Annotated in this window: 15 protein-coding genes and 1 pseudogene; 12 read left to right on the top strand and 4 right to left on the bottom strand. The window is 62.7% G+C overall.

What is annotated here, in order from left to right; genetic code table 11:
* Positions 1-3: 3 nt before the first annotated feature.
* The 8 genes from gmhB (at position 4) to LRS11_RS05325 (ending at position 7,318) form a co-directional block, all read left to right on the top strand.
* On the top strand, positions 4-534 hold the full coding sequence (gene gmhB / locus LRS11_RS05290) for a D-glycero-beta-D-manno-heptose 1,7-bisphosphate 7-phosphatase (protein WP_260495859.1): 531 nt from the start codon (positions 4-6) through the stop codon (positions 532-534).
* Positions 535-549: 15 nt separating this feature from the next.
* Positions 550-1,323, top strand: coding sequence for a 1-acyl-sn-glycerol-3-phosphate acyltransferase (locus LRS11_RS05295; protein WP_260495860.1), 774 nt, complete (start codon positions 550-552; stop codon positions 1,321-1,323).
* A gap of 236 nt (positions 1,324-1,559) precedes the next feature.
* Positions 1,560-2,174, top strand: a complete 615-nt coding sequence (locus LRS11_RS05300) for a CDP-alcohol phosphatidyltransferase family protein (protein ID WP_260495861.1) — start codon at positions 1,560-1,562, stop codon at positions 2,172-2,174.
* A 19-nt stretch (positions 2,175-2,193) separates the two neighbouring features.
* Entirely contained in the window at positions 2,194-3,948 is a 1,755-nt protein-coding gene (locus tag LRS11_RS05305; protein ID WP_260495862.1) for a bifunctional alpha/beta hydrolase/class I SAM-dependent methyltransferase, read from the top strand.
* Positions 3,948-5,306 (top strand): phosphatase PAP2/dual specificity phosphatase family protein, encoded by a 1,359-nt coding sequence (locus LRS11_RS05310; protein ID WP_260495863.1) that lies wholly within the window; start codon positions 3,948-3,950, stop codon positions 5,304-5,306. Before LRS11_RS05305 ends, LRS11_RS05310 begins: the two co-directional genes overlap by 1 nt.
* On the top strand, positions 5,296-5,751 hold the full coding sequence (locus LRS11_RS05315; protein WP_260495864.1) for a hypothetical protein: 456 nt from the start codon (positions 5,296-5,298) through the stop codon (positions 5,749-5,751). The genes LRS11_RS05310 and LRS11_RS05315 overlap by 11 nt, the downstream gene beginning before the upstream one ends.
* A gap of 9 nt (positions 5,752-5,760) precedes the next feature.
* Complete coding sequence (locus LRS11_RS05320) at positions 5,761-6,384, top strand: lysophospholipid acyltransferase family protein (protein WP_260495865.1); 624 nt, start codon at positions 5,761-5,763, stop codon at positions 6,382-6,384.
* 1 nt (position 6,385) lies between these two features.
* Positions 6,386-7,318, top strand: a complete 933-nt coding sequence (locus tag LRS11_RS05325; RefSeq protein ID WP_260495866.1) for a phosphatidate cytidylyltransferase — start codon at positions 6,386-6,388, stop codon at positions 7,316-7,318.
* 67 nt (positions 7,319-7,385) lie between these two features.
* Here LRS11_RS05325 and gyrB read toward each other — a convergent pair whose 3' ends face one another.
* The 4 genes and pseudogenes from gyrB to dnaA all read right to left on the bottom strand — a co-directional run bounded on the left by gyrB (position 7,386) and on the right by dnaA (position 13,497).
* The gene (gyrB, locus tag LRS11_RS05330; protein ID WP_260495868.1) at positions 7,386-9,806 is read right to left on the bottom strand and encodes a DNA topoisomerase (ATP-hydrolyzing) subunit B; all 2,421 of its coding nucleotides are present in this window, start codon (positions 9,804-9,806) and stop codon (positions 7,386-7,388) included.
* A 4-nt stretch (positions 9,807-9,810) separates the two neighbouring features.
* Positions 9,811-10,912: pseudogene (gene recF / locus LRS11_RS05335) on the bottom strand (DNA replication/repair protein RecF).
* A gap of 7 nt (positions 10,913-10,919) precedes the next feature.
* A complete protein-coding gene (gene dnaN, locus LRS11_RS05340) occupies positions 10,920-12,023 on the bottom strand; it encodes a DNA polymerase III subunit beta (RefSeq protein ID WP_160077405.1) in 1,104 nt (367 codons plus the stop codon).
* Positions 12,024-12,054: 31 nt separating this feature from the next.
* Complete coding sequence (gene dnaA, locus LRS11_RS05345) at positions 12,055-13,497, bottom strand: chromosomal replication initiator protein DnaA (protein ID WP_260495869.1); 1,443 nt, start codon at positions 13,495-13,497, stop codon at positions 12,055-12,057.
* 525 nt (positions 13,498-14,022) lie between these two features.
* Between dnaA and rpmH the strand changes: the two genes are divergently transcribed.
* Genes rpmH through yidC form a run of 4 tightly spaced genes read left to right on the top strand, consistent with a single transcriptional unit; the run spans position 14,023 to position 16,475 of the window.
* The gene (rpmH, locus tag LRS11_RS05350; protein ID WP_003246698.1) at positions 14,023-14,157 is read left to right on the top strand and encodes a 50S ribosomal protein L34; all 135 of its coding nucleotides are present in this window, start codon (positions 14,023-14,025) and stop codon (positions 14,155-14,157) included.
* Positions 14,158-14,173: 16 nt separating this feature from the next.
* A complete protein-coding gene (rnpA, locus tag LRS11_RS05355; protein WP_182832600.1) occupies positions 14,174-14,575 on the top strand; it encodes a ribonuclease P protein component in 402 nt (133 codons plus the stop codon).
* The gene (yidD, locus tag LRS11_RS05360) at positions 14,568-14,804 is read left to right on the top strand and encodes a membrane protein insertion efficiency factor YidD (RefSeq protein ID WP_182832599.1); all 237 of its coding nucleotides are present in this window, start codon (positions 14,568-14,570) and stop codon (positions 14,802-14,804) included. Before rnpA ends, yidD begins: the two co-directional genes overlap by 8 nt.
* Positions 14,805-14,807: 3 nt before the next feature.
* Positions 14,808-16,475 carry a membrane protein insertase YidC gene (yidC, locus tag LRS11_RS05365; RefSeq protein ID WP_260495870.1) on the top strand — a complete coding sequence of 556 codons (1,668 nt, stop codon included), beginning with the start codon at positions 14,808-14,810 and terminating at the stop codon, positions 16,473-16,475.
* The last annotated feature ends 130 nt before the right edge of the window (positions 16,476-16,605 follow it).

Below are 16,605 nucleotides of genomic sequence, written 5' to 3' on the forward strand. Positions count from 1 at the left end.
TCGATGAAGCTGCTGATCCTCGACCGCGACGGCGTGATCAATTACGACTCCGACGCCTACATCAAGTCGCTGGAGGAGTGGCTGCCACTGCCCGGCGCGGTCGAGGCCATCGCCCGCCTGAGCAAGGCCGGTTGGATCGTGGCCGTGGCCACTAATCAGTCCGGCCTGGCACGCGGTTACTACGACCTGGCCACGCTCGACGCCATGCACGCGCGCCTGCGTGAGCTGGTGGCAGAGCAGGGCGGCGAAGTCGGCCTGATCGTGCACTGCCCGCACGGCCCGGACGATGGCTGTGCCTGCCGCAAGCCCAAGCCGGGTATGCTCGAGCAGATTGCCACGCACTACGGCACAGAACTGGCAGGCGTCTGGTTCGTCGGCGACAGCCGTGGTGACCTCGACGCCGCGCTGGCCGTCCATTGCCAGCCCGTACTGGTAAAAACCGGCAAGGGCGAACGCACCCTGAGCAAACCATTGCCAGCGGGAACCCTGATATTCGATGATCTGGCGGCCATCGCCGATCAGCTTCTTCTCTAGAGAACTCGAGCCCCCATGACGACAGTGCAGGCCCTCAGAACTTTCCTCTTCTACCTGCTGCTGTCCTCCAGCTCCTTCTTCTGGTGCATCCTCTGCGTGTTCATCGCGCCTTTTCTGCCGTTTCGCGCGCGCTACCGTTTCGTCATCCAGGCCTGGTGCCGCTGCGCCACCTGGCTGGCAAAAACCGTGGTGGGCCTGCGCTACGAAGTCGAAGGCCTGGAGAACATCCCGCAGCAGCCTTGCGTGGTCCTCGCCAAGCACCAGAGCACCTGGGAAACCTTCTACCTGTCCGCGCTGTTCGAGCCGCTGTCGCAGGTGGTCAAGCGCGAGCTGCTCTACGTGCCATTCTTCGGCTGGGCGATGGCCATGCTCAAGCCCATCGCCATCGACCGCAGCAATCCCAAGGCGGCGCTCAAGCAACTGGCCAAGCAGGGCCATGAACGCCTGGGGCAGGGCGCCTGGGTGCTGATCTTCCCGGAAGGCACGCGCATCCCGCCGGGGCAGATCGGCAAGTTCTCCCGCGGCGGCACCTCGCTGGCGGTGAATGCCGGCCTGCCGGTGCTGCCGATTGCCCATAACGCCGGCGAGTTCTGGCCCAAGCACGGCTGGGCCAAATACCCGGGCACTATCAAGGTGGTGATCGGCCCGGTGATGCATGCCGAGGGCAGTGGCCCACGGGCGATTGCCGAACTCAACGAGCGCGCCTTCGCCTGGGTGCAGCAGACCCAGCAGCGGATTTCCGGCGTGCCCATGCAGAGCACGGCGACAGAAACGCCCGAAGTGGTCTGACAGTCCAACTGTGGATAAGCTGTGGGCAAAATACCGGCAGAGTGCCATTACTCGCCGCAAGTCATTGAATAAAATGGTTATTAGCTGATTTTCTGGAACATGCCCGGCGGGGCATAAGTTTTTCCGCAAGCCCCCGCCGCAGCTGGTAAATCCATGCGCTGCGCACGGCAGAGAACCGCCCAATACGGCTAAGCTTGGAGCTGACTGCCGGGCCCGCTAGAAAAGGAATTTCGTTCATGCTGTCGATCTACCAGCTCAAACCGCGTTTCCAGAATCTGCTGCGTCCCGGCGTACAACGCCTGTTCGATCGCGGCGTCACCGCCAACCAGGTGACCCTAGCCGCCGGCATCATTTCGCTGCTGCTCGGTGTGCTCCTCGCCGTCTTTATCAGCCACGTCTGGCTGTTCGCCCTGATCCCGCTGTGGATGCTGCTGCGCATGGCGCTGAATGCCGTGGATGGCATGCTCGCCCGCGAGTTCGGCCAGCAGTCCAAGCTCGGCGCCTACCTCAACGAACTGTGCGACGTGATCGCCGACAGTGCCCTGTACCTGCCGTTCGCCCTGCTGCCTGGAGTTTCGCCGCTGCTGGTGGTGCTGGTGGTGCTGTTCGCCGTGATCAGCGAATACGCCGGCGTGCTCGGCCCGATGGTCGGTTCCGGCCGGCGCTACGACGGGCCCATGGGCAAGAGCGACCGCGCCTTCTGCTTCGGCGTGCTGGGTGCCGGTGTGGCGTGCGGTCTGCTGGCGGCGTCTTGGATAAACGGGCTGCTCGCAGTGATTCTGGCCCTGTTGCTGTACACCCTGTGCAACCGCGTGCGCCAAGGTCTGGCCGAGGCGACACAACCCTCCTGATCGGAATAAGGATATTTCGATGCGCGAATCTCAGAACCACATCTTCACCACCCACGATGGCGTCGAGCTGCTCTATCGCCACTGGCCCGCCACCACGCCGACTGCAGGCCCACGCCAGGCCGTGGTGATGTTCCACCGCGGCCATGAGCACGGCGGACGCATGGCCCACCTGCCGGGCGAGCTGGACCTGCCTGCGTTCGACTTCTTCGCCTGGGATGCCCGTGGTCATGGCCTGTCGCCCGGCGACCGCGGCGACAGTCCGAGCTTCGCCACCAGCGTGCGCGACGTGCAGACCTTTATCGAGCATATCCGCGCCAAGCACGCCATCGCCGAGCAGGACATGGCCGTGCTGGCGCAGAGCGTCGGCGCCGTGGTGGTGTCGACCTGGGCCCACGACTACGCACCGCAGATCCGCTGCCTGGTGCTCGCCTCGCCGGCGTTCAAGGTCAAGCTCTACGTGCCCTTCGCCCGTCCCGGCCTGAAGCTGATGCGCGCCTGGCGCGGCAATTTCTTCGTCAACAGTTACGTCAAAGCGCGCTTCCTCAGCCACGACCCCGAGCGCATCCGCTCGTTCGAGAACGACCCGCTGATCAGCCGACCGATCTCGGTGAATATGCTGCTCGGCCTCTACGATGCCGCCGAGCGGGTAGTGGCTGACGCTCAGGCAATCCAGATCCCCACCCAATTGCTGATCTCCGGCGCCGACTTCGTCGTCCATCGCAAGCCGCAGGAACAGTTCTTCGAGCGCCTGGGCAGCCTGCGCAAGGAGAAGCACATCCTCCCCGGCTTCTTCCACGACACCCTCGGCGAGCGCGACCGCGCCCATGCCCTGGTGCGCGCGCGGCGTTTCATCCTGCGCAGTTTCGAGGAGCCGCTGAATCGCCCCACACTGCTGGATGCCGACCGCCTCGGCGCCACCTGCGCGGAAGCCGAGGAGCTGGCCGCGCCGCTACCGCGCAACTCGCTCGGCGACCTGTACTGGCGCGCCACACGGGCCGGCCTCAAGCTCGGCAGCGGGCTGTCCGACGGGGTCAAACTGGGCTTCGCCACCGGCTTCGACTCCGGCAGCACCCTGGACTATGTCTACCGCAATACCCCGAGCGGCAAGAGCGCACTGGGTCGGCTGATCGATCAGAACTACCTCAACTCCATCGGCTGGCGCGGCATCCGCCAGCGCAAGGTGCATGCCGAGGAACTGCTGCGCCTGGCCATGGGCAAACTGCGCGAGTCTGGCAAAGGCGTGCGCATCGTCGATATCGCTGCCGGCCACGGCCGCTACATCCTCGAGTCGCTGGAAGGCATGCAACAGCAGCCGGACGCGATCCTGCTGCGCGACTACAGCGAGATCAACGTGCGCGACGGCAGTGCGCTGATCGAGCAGAAAGGCCTGGGCGCCATCGCCCGCTTCGTCAAAGGCGATGCCTTCGACAAGGCCGACCTGGCCGCCCTCGATCCGAAGCCGACGCTGGCGGTGGTCTCCGGCCTGTACGAGCTGTTCGGCAGCAACCAGATGGTCGGCGACTCGCTGGCAGGTCTGGCGGCGGCAGTCGAGGAGGGTGGTTACCTGATCTACACCGGCCAGCCCTGGCACCCGCAGCTGGAACTGATCGCCCGCGCCCTGACCAGTCACCGCGAAGGTCAGCCCTGGGTCATGCGCCGCCGCAGCCAGGCGGAAATGGACCAGCTGGTGGCCGCTGCCGGCTTCCGCAAGCTGGAACAGCGCATCGACGAATGGGGCATCTTCAGCGTGTCCCTGGCGCAGCGGGTGTCCTGATGGACGCCACTGTTCCACGTGAAACCGGGCTGTGGAAGCGTGGAGTGCTCTGGCTGCTGCTGCTCGGCCCGCTGTTCTTCGCCAGCTACGGCTTCGCCAACTGGCTGACCACTCAGCGCGAGGATGTCGGCAGCCTGGTATTCGCCTGGGAAAGCGCGATGCCGCTGTGGCCATGGAGCATCGTGCCCTACTGGTCGATCGACCTGCTCTACGGCCTGTCCTTCCTGCTCCCGGCCAGCAGCCGGGAAATGGATCGTCACGCCCTGCGCCTGCTCAGCACGCAGATCCTCTGCGTCGCCTGCTTCCTGCTCTGGCCGCTGCGTTTCACCTTCGAGCGCCCGGAACTGAGCGGAGTTTTCGGCTGGATGTTCGACGTACTGATGGGCTTCGACAAACCCTTCAACCAGGCACCTTCGCTGCATATCACCCTGCTGGTGATCATCTGGGCGATGTTCGCCCGGCATACCCAAGGCATGCTGCTGCGTGGCCTGCTGCACGGCTGGATGGCGCTGATCGGCCTATCGGTGCTGACCACCTGGCAGCATCACTTCATCGATGTGCCCACCGGCGCCCTGGCCGGCTGGCTGTGCATATGGTTGTGGCCCATCGATGGACGTAGCCCGCTGCAGCAGGCCAGCCTGGCCCGTACGGCACAACGCTGGCGGCTGGCCCTGCGCTACAGTCTGGGCGCAGCGCTGTGCAGTGCCCTGGCCGTCAACTTAGGCGGTGCCTGGCTTTGGCTGCTATGGCCGGCGCTGTCGCTGCTGCTGGTGGCGCTGAACTACGCCTGCATCGGCGTCGAGGGTTTCCAGAAGCAGGCGAACGGACGCCTGAGCCAGGCGGCGTTGTGGTTGTTCGCCCCCTACCTGGCCGGCGCCTGGCTCAACTCGCGCCTGTGGACCCGTCGCCATCCCCAGCCGGATCAGATCGTCGACGGCATCTGGCTCGGGCGCTTGCCTGGGGCAAGGCAGGCCCAGCCGTTCAACGCACTGCTCGACCTGTGTGCCGAGCTGCCAGTCGACAGCCAGGGCAAGGCCTACCGCGCACTGCCCTGGCTCGACCTCTGTGCCCCCACTGCCGACGCCTGCCTGCAGGCGGCCGAGGCCATCGAGGTGTTGCGGCAAGAAGGGCCGCTGTTGGTCTGCTGCGCACTCGGCTATTCGCGCAGTGCCACCGCCGTGGCGGCCTGGCTGTTGCGCTATGGCCACTGCACGGATGTCCCGGCGGCGCTGCAGCAGATCCGCCAGGCTCGACCGCAGATAGTCCTGGGTCCTGCTCAGCTGCAGGCACTGCTGCAGATGCAGCAACTGCCGACTCGCGCTCATCCCGCGGCGCTGGAGATCGTCCATGGCCACTGACATGCAATTGCAACTGGTGGCTGGCCTGCTGCGCCGTGGCCGGCTGCTCGACCAGCTGTCCACCGGGCTGACCCTGCTGGCGCTGGCCCTGGGTCTGGCGCACCTGCTCAGTGGCCAGGTCAATCCAGCCAGCGCAGTGCTCTGTGGCCTGCTGATTCTGCTCGGCCTGGCGCAGAAGTACTGGGCCGTGCGGGTCGCCCTGGATGCCGAACTGTTCGCCAACCTGGCAGGCCAACCCGAGCAGCTTGCCGAGCACACCCGCCAGCTCGATGCGGCCCTGCACAGCCTGGGCCTGCAACCGGCCAACTCGGTCGACCGGCCCTGGGCTGAACGCTGCCGTGGCGCACTGCGGCTGTTGCGCCTGCAAGTCGCCTGGTTGGCGGCGCAAATACTGTTGGCATTGGCTGCTGTGCTGGCCATGCCCTGGCTTTCCCTCGCTGGATAGGAGTTGTCCATGCTCGCTTCATTTGTTGCCTTCGCCATCACCTCGGCGGCGCGCCTGCTCACTGGAGCTCGGGCGCTCTGGCTGGGTTGTACCGCGCAGCCGGTGCAACGCCTGTACTACGCCAACCACAGCAGCCACGGCGACTTCGTCCTGCTGTGGGCCTCGTTGCCCGATGAACTGCGCCGCACCACTCGTCCGGTAGCCGGCGCCGATTACTGGCAGAAGGGCGGCCTGCGCAGCTTCCTGATCAATCAGGTGTTCAACGGCGTGCTGGTCGACCGTGATCGCAGCAGCCCCGAACACAACCCACTGCAGCCAATGCTCGATGCCCTCGGCCAGGGCGACTCGCTGATCATCTTCCCAGAGGGCACGCGCAATCTCGGCGATGATCCACTGCTGCCCTTCAAGAGCGGTCTGTTCCATCTGGCCAAGGCCAATCCACAGGTCGAAGTGATCCCGGTATGGATCGCCAACCTCAACCGGGTCATGCCCAAGGGGCGCGCGTTGCCGCTGCCGCTGCTGTGCACCCTGAGCTTTGGCGCGCCACTCGAGCGCCTGGCCGACGAAGACAAGGCGGCGTTCCTCGAACGTGCGCGCAACGCCCTGCTGGCACTCGCGCCCGAGGAGGCTTGAGATGGATCGCAATACGCTGCTGTTGTTCGCCGGTATCGGCGCCGTTCTGCTGCTGGCCTCGCTGGTCGGTTTTATCCTCAAGCGCCGCGCCGGGGACACGCCCAACTCGGTGATCGATAACCTCAACGCGCGCATCAACGCCTGGTGGGTGATGGTGCTGGTGATCGGCACCGCCTTCATGTTCGGCAATACCGGAGTGATTGTGCTGTTCTACGGCGTGTCCTTCTACGCCCTGCGCGAATTCATGACCCTTACGCCGACCCGGCGCAGCGACTACCCGGCGCTGGTGGCTGCCTTCTACTTCGCCCTGCCGGTGCAGTACCTGCTGATCGGCATCGACTGGTACGGCATGTTCAGCATTTTCATCCCGGTCTATCTGTTCCTCCTGTTGCCGATCCTCGCCTCCCTCGGTGGCGACACCACGCGCTTCCTCGAACGTGCCTCCAAGGTGCAGTGGGGCCTGATGATCGCGGTGTACTGCATCTCCGCGGTACCGGCGTTGCTGACCCTGGATATCCCCGGCTACGAGGGGCGCAACCTGCTGCTGATCGCCTGGCTGGTGATAGTCGTGCAGCTCTCCGATGTGCTGCAGTACGTCTGCGGCAAGCTGGCCGGCAAGCACAAGATCGCGCCGCTGCTGTCGCCGTCGAAGACCGTCGAAGGCTTCGTCGGCGGTGTCGCCCTGGCGACTCTGGTCGGCGCGCTGCTGTGCTGGATCACCCCGTTCAGCTTCTGGCAGGCCGCCGCCCTGGCGCTGCTGGTCAACCTGCTGGGCTTTGCCGGCGGCCTAGTAATGTCGGCGATCAAGCGCGACCGCGGCGTGAAGGACTGGGGCCACATGATCGAAGGCCACGGCGGTATGCTCGACCGCCTCGACTCGGTGTGTTTCGCTGCACCGATCTTCTTCCATGTGGTGCGCTACTGGTGGGCCTGATCGACTAAGCGACAGGCAATAAAAAACCCCGGCATGCCGGGGTTTTTTCTGTGGGGAAACAACCTGGTCAGAAGTCCAGGTTGGATACCGCCAGAGCGTTGCTTTCGATGAAGTCGCGGCGCGGCTCCACGGCATCGCCCATCAGGGTGTTGAAGATCTGGTCCGCCGCGATGGCATCTTCAATAGTCACCTTGAGCATACGGCGCACGCTCGGGTCCATGGTGGTTTCCCACAGCTGTTCAGGGTTCATCTCGCCCAGACCTTTATAGCGCTGGATGCTGTGGCGCTTGGTGCTTTCGGCCATCAGCCAGCCGAGTGCTTCCTTGAAGGTGCTGACCGGCTTCTTGCGCTCACCGCGCTGCACGTAGGCCCCATCTTCCAGCAGGCTGTTGAGCTGCTCGCCGAGGGTGGTCACGGTGCGGTAGTCGTTGCTGGCGAAGAAGTCGCGGTTGAAGGTGATGTAGCTCGACAGGCCGTGGGCCATGACTTCCACTTCCGGCAACCACAGGTGACGCTCGCGGTCTTCACGCAGGCTAGCGGTGTAGGTCTGGCCGGACTTCTCGACGCCCTTCAGGCGCGCCTGGAAGGCGTCCAGCCAGGTCTGCATGGCGGCCTGGTCGGCCAGCTGCTCGACCGATACGCGCGGCAGGTAGACGAAGTGCTCGGTGATGTCCTGCGGGTAGACGCGGGACAGGCGACCGAGGGTCTTCATCACCGCGCGGTACTCGTTGACCAGCTTCTCCAGCGCCGCGCCGGACAGGCCTGGGGCATTCTCGTTGACGTGCAGGCTGGCATCATCGAGGGCCGAGGAGGTCATGTACTCGTCCATGGCCTCGTCATCCTTGATGTACTGCTCCTGCTTGCCCTTCTTCACCTTGTACAGCGGCGGCTGGGCGATATAGATGTAGCCACGCTCGACCAACTCCGGCAGCTGACGGAAGAAGAAGGTCAGCAGCAGGGTACGGATGTGCGAACCGTCGACGTCGGCGTCGGTCATGATGATGATGTTGTGGTAACGCAGCTTGTCGATGTTGTACTCGTCGCGACCGATACCGCAGCCGAGCGCAGTGATCAGCGTGCCGACTTCCTGGGAGGAAATCATGCGGTCGAAGCGCGCGCGCTCGACGTTGAGGATCTTGCCCTTGAGCGGCAGGATCGCCTGGGTCTTGCGGTTACGGCCCTGCTTGGCAGAACCGCCCGCGGAGTCCCCTTCCACGATGTAGAGTTCGGACAGCGCCGGGTCTTTTTCCTGGCAGTCGGCCAGCTTGCCGGGCAGGCCGGCGATATCCAGCGCGCCTTTGCGGCGGGTCATCTCACGCGCCTTGCGTGCCGCTTCACGGGCCCGGGCGGCGTCGATCATCTTGCCGACCACGGCCTTGGCTTCGTTCGGGTTCTCCAACAGGAAATCGGCGAAGTGCTTGCCCATTTCCTGTTCCACCGCGGTTTTCACCTCAGAGGAAACCAGCTTGTCCTTGGTCTGCGAGCTGAACTTCGGATCCGGCACCTTGACCGAGATGATCGCCGTCAGGCCTTCGCGAGCGTCGTCACCGGTGGTCGCGACCTTGTGCTTCTTGGCCAGGCCTTCGGCTTCGATGTAGTTGTTCAGGTGGCGGGTGAGGGCGGAGCGGAAGCCAGCCAGGTGGGTACCGCCGTCACGCTGCGGAATGTTGTTGGTGAAGCACAGCAGGTTCTCGTTGAAGCTGTCGTTCCACTGCAGGGCAACTTCCACACCGACGCCATCTTCCTCGCGCTGGATGTTGAAGTGGAACACCTGGTTGACCACGGTCTTGTTGGTGTTCAGGTATTCAACGAACGCCTTGAGGCCGCCTTCGTACTTGAACAGCTCTTCCTTGCCGCTGCGCTCGTCCTTGAGGACGATGCCGACACCGGAGTTGAGGAAGGACAATTCGCGCAGGCGCTTGGCCAGGATGTCCCAGCTGAAGTGGATGTTGTGGAAGGTGTCTTCCGACGGCTTGAAGTGGATCTGCGTGCCGGTGCCATCGGCATCGCCAACCGGGGCCAGCGGGGCCTGCGGGACGCCATGCACATAGGTCTGTTCCCAGACCTTGCCGCTGCGGCGAATGGTCAGAACCAGTTCCTTCGACAGCGCGTTCACTACCGAGACACCCACGCCGTGCAGGCCGCCGGATACCTTGTAGCTGTTGTCGTCGAACTTACCGCCGGCGTGCAGCACGGTCATGATGACCTCGGCGGCGGAGACGCCTTCCTCTTTGTGCATGTCCACCGGGATGCCGCGACCGTTGTCGCGCACGGTGATCGACTCATCTGGGTGGATGGTGATGCTGATGTCGCTGCAGTGACCGGCCAGCGCTTCGTCGATCGAGTTGTCGACCACCTCGAAGACCATGTGGTGCAGACCGCTGCCGTCATCGGTGTCGCCGATGTACATGCCTGGTCGCTTGCGTACGGCATCCAGGCCCTTGAGGACCTTGATACTGTTGGAGTCGTACGTTTGGTTTTCGCTCATGCCTTCACTCCCGGTGGTCGTGTCTGGGTGATACAGCCATGTTCCACGTGGAACATGGCGACCGGCGTATCCGTGCGCCAGCCATCATTCAATAATTCGTGATCGACACAGGTGATGAACACCTGACACTGCAAATCATCCAGCAGTCGGCACAAGGCCCGTCGATGTTGCTCATCCAGCTCCGACGGCAAGTCGTCCACCAGATAAATGCATTGGCCATGCTTGGCCTGGTTCAGCAGATGCCCCTGGGCGATGCGCAGTGCGCAGACCACCAGCTTCTGCTGACCGCGGGACAGAATCTCCGCGGCATTGTGTGCGCCGAGGCGCAGGCGTAAATCGGCGCGCTGCGGTCCGGCCTGGGTATGGCCGAGCTGCTGGTCGCGGGGCAGGGTGGCGGCCAGTACATCGGTCAGCGCCTTATCCTTGTCCCAGCCGCGGTAGTAACTCAGGGTCAGCCCTTCAAGCTCCACCAGCTCACTCAGCACCTGCTCGAACACCGGCTTGAGGGACTGGATATAGGCCCGTCGGTAGCCGTCCAACTCATCGCAGGCCAGGCACAGCTCACGGTCCCACGCGGCCTGTGCAGCGCCGTCCAGTGTACCATGCCGCAGCCACGAGTTTCGCTGGCGCAGGGCCTTCTGTAGGCGCTGCCAGGCCGGCAAAAAGCGTTGTTCCACGTGGAACACTCCCCAATCGAGGAACTGCCGACGAATCTTCGGCGCCCCTTCGAGCAGGCGGAAACTGTCCGGGTTGATCACCTGCAACGGCAATACTTCTGCTAGCTGCGCCGTGCTGCGCGCATTCTGCCCATCGATGCGAATCTGCAGTTCGCCCTGGCGATCACGGGAAATACCCAGATTGCTGGAGCGGTCGTCAGCCAGCTCGACCTGACCGAATACGGTACAGGCCGGTTGCTCGTACTGAATCATCGGCAGCAGCTTGTTGCTGCGAAAGGAGCGGGCGAGGCCGAGCAGGTGAATGGCTTCCAGCAGGCTGGTCTTGCCGCTGCCGTTGGCGCCATGAAGGATGTTAATGCGGGGAGAGGGGGAGAGCGTCACCGGGTGCAGATTTCGCACCGCGGTGACGGTGACGCGGGAAAGGGACATTCAGACGTTACAGACGCATCGGCATGACAACGTAGGACGAGTCGTCGTTACCTGCTTCCTGCACCAGGGCGCTGCTGTTGGCATCGGAGAGGATCAGACGCACCTGCTCGGTGGTCATCACGCCCAGCACGTCGAGCAGGTAACTGACGTTGAAGCCGATCTCCAGCGAGCCACCGTTGTAGTCGACCGCCACTTCTTCTTCCGCTTCTTCCTGCTCCGGGTTGTTCGCCTGGATCTTCAGCTGACCGCTGGCCAGTTGCAGACGAATACCGCGGTACTTCTCGTTGGACAGGATCGAGGTGCGGCTGAAGGCTTCACGCAGGGCCTGACGATCACCGATCACCAGCTTGTCGCCACCGCGCGGCAGCACACGCTCGTAATCCGGAAACTTGCCGTCGACCAGCTTGGAGGTGAAGGTGAACTCGCCGGTGGTGGCACGGATATGGTGCTGGCCGAGAACGATGGCGACTTCGCCGTCCTGCTCTGTGAGCAGACGGGCCAGTTCGAGAATACCTTTGCGCGGCACGATCACCTGGTGCTTCTCGGTGTTCTCGATGGCCGCTTCCATGGCGCACATGGCCAGGCGGTGACCGTCGGTAGCCACCGCGCGCAGTACGCCGGTCTGCACTTCGATCAGCATGCCGTTGAGGTAGTAGCGCACGTCCTGCTGGGCCATGGCGAAACTGGTGCGTTCGATCAGGCGGCGCAGTTTGCTCTGGATCAGCGAGAAGGTCAGCGAACCCGGGCCTTCTTCCACAGTCGGGAAGTCGTTGGCCGGCAGGGTCGACAGGGTGAAACGGCTGCGCCCGGCCTTGACCACCAGTTTCTGCTCGTCGACGCGGATATCGATCAGCGCATCGCTCGGCAGGCTCTTGCAGATATCCATCAGCTTGCGTGCCGGCACGGTGATCTCACCCGGTTCGGCGCTGTCTTCCAGGGCCACGCGGCCAACCAGCTCGACTTCCAGGTCGGTACCGGTCAACGACAGCTGTTGGCCTTCGACCACCAGCAGCACGTTCGACAAAACCGGCAAGGTCTGACGGCGTTCGACGACGCCGGCGACCAGTTGCAGGGGTTTCAACAGGGCTTCGCGTTGAATGGTGAAATGCATGGTCTAGTCCCTTGCCTAATGAGGCTGCGTGTCAGGTAGTCAGGGTGCGCAGCAGGTTCTTGTAGTCCTCGCGGATATCCGCGTCGGATTCCCGCAGTTCCGCAATCTTACGACAGGCGTGCAGAACTGTGGTGTGGTCTCTTCCGCCAAATGCATCGCCGATTTCCGGCAGGCTGTGGTTGGTCAATTCTTTCGACAAGGCCATGGCCACCTGGCGTGGTCGGGCGACCGAACGTGAGCGGCGCTTGGACAGCAGATCGGAAATCTTGATCTTGTAGTACTCGGCCACGGTGCGCTGGATATTGTCGACGCTGACCAGCTTGTCCTGCAGGGCCAGCAGATCCTTCAGCGATTCACGAATCAGCTCGATGGTGATCGGCTGGTTGGTGAAGTGCGAGTGGGCGATCACCCGTTTCAGCGCGCCTTCCAGCTCGCGCACGTTGGAACGAATGCGCTGGGCAATAAAGAAGGCAGCGTCATGCGGCAGATCGACCTTGGTCTGCTCGGCCTTCTTCATCAGGATGGCCACGCGGGTTTCCAGTTCCGGCGGCTCGACCGCGACGGTGAGGCCCCAGCCGAAGCGCGACTTCAGACGCTCTTCCAGGCCTTCAATTTCCTTCGGGTAACGGTCGCTGGTGAGGATGACCTGCTGGCCACCTTCGAGCAGGGCGTTGAAGGTATGGAAGAACTCCTCCTGGGAGCGCTCCTTCTTGGCGAAGAACTGGATATCGTCGATCAGCAGCGCGTCCACCGAGCGGTAGAAACGCTTGAATTCGTTGATCGCATTGAGTTGCAGCGCCTTGACCATGTCGGCGACGAAGCGCTCGGAATGCAGGTAGACCACCTTGGCATTCGGGTTCTTCTTCAGCAGGTGATTACCCACCGCATGCATCAGGTGGGTCTTGCCCAGGCCAACGCCGCCATACAGGAACAGCGGGTTGTAACCGTGCTTGAGGTTGTCCGCCACCTGCCAGGCTGCGGCGCGGGCCATCTGGTTGGATTTACCCTCGACGAAGTTCTCGAAGGTGAAGGTGCGGTTGAGGTAGCTGGTGTGCTTCAACGCGCCTTCCACCTGCACAGTGCGCTCGGTTGGGCGTGTCGCGGCGACGGGCTGGGTACTGACCTGCGGCTCGCTGGATGGAGCGTCGTGCACAACCGCGGCAACGGACGGCACATGACTATTAATAGAAGGCGTGGCGACTGGTGGGGCAACACGGGCAGCCGCGCTACGTCTGCTGCCGATCAGCATCGACAAGGCAGGCGCCAGACCATTGGCCCGCTCGGCCAGGAGCTCCAGCAGCCTCACCAGGTATTTTTCGTTGACCCAGTCGAGAACGAAACGGTTCGGTGCATAGACCCGCAACTCGTCACCCTCGGCTTCCACCTGCAAGGGGCGGATCCAGGTGTTGAATTGCTGGGCAGGCAACTCATCGCGAAGCAGCTCAACACACTGCTGCCAAAGTTCAACGGACACGGAAAACCCCTAAGTCGCTACGGTCAGCGAGGCAAAAAACAGCCTGCATTGTAGCCCCCGAGACCCGAGTTATCCACACGAAAAAGACTTATCAGCCGAGCAAAATCAAGGATTTATTAGTGTTTCGCTCGGTAACGGGATAACCACGGAAAGCTGTGGATAAACTACCCGTGAGGGCTATGGATAAGCCAGGGCAAAAGCCTCTGGATAACCCACCTGTGGGTAAAGTGGCATTTGCTGCACAGGCTTCACCCAGGCTCCACACAGTCGGCGCACCTGTTACCGACAGACTTTCCAAGCGCTGCAGGTACCGTCAGACTAAGCCTGCGCAGGGTTTTCCACAGCTAACCGCTTCCTTAAAGCTTTATAAGTACTACAAGTTCTTTTAAGAATTTCTTTCCTTTTATCTTCTTTATGCTCAGAAGCCTGTCTGGAAATTGACCTGAGGCTTGGCTTTCACTAGAATCGCCGGTCTCTTTAAACGGGGGCCATTCCGGCCCGCAGTGGATCACCCAGGTAAGCACCATGAAACGCACTTTCCAACCCAGCACTATCAAGCGCGCTCGTACCCACGGTTTCCGCGCACGCATGGCCACCAAGAACGGTCGTGCAGTCCTGTCGCGTCGCCGCGCCAAGGGCCGCAAGCGCCTGACCGTCTGATAAACCGGAACGGGTGGTGAGTCGAGACTTCGGTCGGGAAAAGCGTCTGCTGACACCCCGGCAATTCAAGACAGTATTCGACTCACCCAGCGGCAAGGCTCCTGGCAAAAACGTCCTGCTCCTCGCTCGCACTAACGATCTGGACCATCCCCGCCTGGGTTTGGTGATCGGCAAGAAAAGCGTCAAGCTTTCCGTCGAGCGCAACCGCCTGAAACGCCTGATCCGGGATTCCTTCCGGCATCATCAGGCGTTATTGGGCGGTTTGGACATTGTCGTGGTAGCACGCAAGGGTCTTGGCGATCTGGACAATCCCGAACTGCATCAGCAGTTCGAGAAACTCTGGAAACGCCTTGCCCGCCAGCAGCCTAGCCCTGAAGCCAAAACCGGAATAGGGGTGAGCGACAGTCCCCATGCGTAAACTGGCGATCCTTCCGATCCAGTTTTACCGCTACGCCATCAGCCCGTTGATGGCCAATCACTGTCGCTTCTACCCCAGCTGTTCCTGCTACACCCAGGAAGCCATCGAACTGCATGGTTTGCTGCGGGGTGGCTGGCTTGGCATTCGTCGCCTGAGCCGCTGTCATCCCTGGAACCCCGGTGGTTACGATCCGGTTCCGCCTCTTTCTCCCCCTTCGATGACCGAGTAATCCATGGATATCCAACGCTCGATCCTGCTCGTCGCCCTGGCAATCGTCTCCTACCTGATGGTTCTGCAGTGGAACGAAGACTATGGCCAGGCTGCTCTGCCGACCCAGAGTGCCGCTGTTGCCAGCAACAGTAATCCGGATCTGCCTGATGCGCCGGCAGTCGCCAGCAGCAACGACGACATCCCGGCTGCCAACAGTGAACAGGCCCAGCCTGCAAGCACTGCCGCCGTCAGTGATCAGCTGATCCGGGTGAAGACCGACGTGCTCGACCTGGCCATCGACCCGCGTGGTGGTGACATCGTGCAGTTGACCCTGCCGGCTTACCCACGTCGTCAGGATCATCCGGAGATTCCGTTCCAGCTGTTCGATAACGGTGGCGAGCGCCTGTACCTGGCACAGAGCGGCCTGATCGGCAGCAATGCGCCGGACAAGAGCAGTGGTCGCGCCCTGTGGAGCAGCGCCCAGCAGCAGTACCAACTGGCAGACGGCCAGGATGAATTGGTCGTCGAGCTGAAATACAGCGAAGCCGGGGTCAACTACATCAAGCGCTTCAGCTTCAAGCGCGGTCAGTACGAACTGGCCGTGGCCTACCGGATCGACAACCAGTCGGCCCAGGCCTGGAGCGGCAACATGTTTGCCCAGCTCAAGCGCGACAGCAGCGGCGACCCATCCTCGACCACCGCCACCGGCACCGCCACCTACCTGGGCGCAGCCATGTGGACCAGCGAGGAGCCGTACAAGAAAGTGTCGATGAGCGATATCGACAAGCAGGCCGACAAGGAAACCGTGCAGGGTGGCTGGGTCGCCTGGCTGCAGCACTACTTCGTCACCGCCTGGATCCCGGGCAAAGACACCAGCAACGTGGTGCAGACCCGCAAGGACAGCCAGGGCAACTACATCATCGGCTTCACCGGTCCGACCCTCAGCGTCGCCGCCGGCGCCAACGCCGAGACCGGCGCCACCCTGTATGCCGGCCCGAAGATCCAGAAGCACCTGGGCGAACTGTCCCCGGGCCTGGAGCTGACCGTCGACTACGGCATCCTGTGGTTCCTCGCCCAGCCGATCTTCTGGCTGCTGGAACATATCCACAGCATCCTGGGTAACTGGGGCTGGTCGATCATCGTCCTGACCATCATCATCAAACTGGCGTTCTTCCCGCTGTCCGCCGCCAGCTACAAGTCGATGGCGCGCATGCGTGCGGTGTCGCCGAAGCTGGCCGCGCTAAAGGAACAGCATGGCGATGATCGCCAGAAGATGTCCCAGGCGATGATGGAGTTGTACAAGAAGGAGAAGATCAACCCGCTCGGTGGCTGCCTACCGATCCTGGTGCAGATGCCGGTATTCCTGGCCCTCTACTGGACCCTCCTGGAAAGCGTGGAAATGCGCCAGGCCCCGTGGCTGCTGTGGATCACCGACCTGTCGATCAAGGATCCGTTCTTCCTCCTGCCGATCATCATGGGCGCCACCATGTTCATCCAGCAGCAGCTCAACCCGACGCCGCCGGATCCGATGCAGGCCAAGGTGATGAAGCTGATGCCGATCATCTTCACCTTCTTCTTCCTCTGGTTCCCGGCTGGTCTGGTGCTGTACTGGGTGGTCAACAACGTCCTGTCCATCGCCCAGCAGTGGTACATTACCCGCAAGATCGAGGCGGCTGCGGCGAAAGCCTGACCGTCCTCGCCGCTGCACTGAACGCCCCCTCGTGGGGCGTTTTGCTATCCATCCTTTGTGAGAGCCTGCTCACGGCCTGCGAGTTAGAGAAAAACCAGGCGAAAGCAGCTGAGGAAGCGGAGTTTACGAG

The organism is Pseudomonas sp. J452, from assembly GCF_024666525.1.
Taxonomy (GTDB): domain Bacteria; phylum Pseudomonadota; class Gammaproteobacteria; order Pseudomonadales; family Pseudomonadaceae; genus Aquipseudomonas.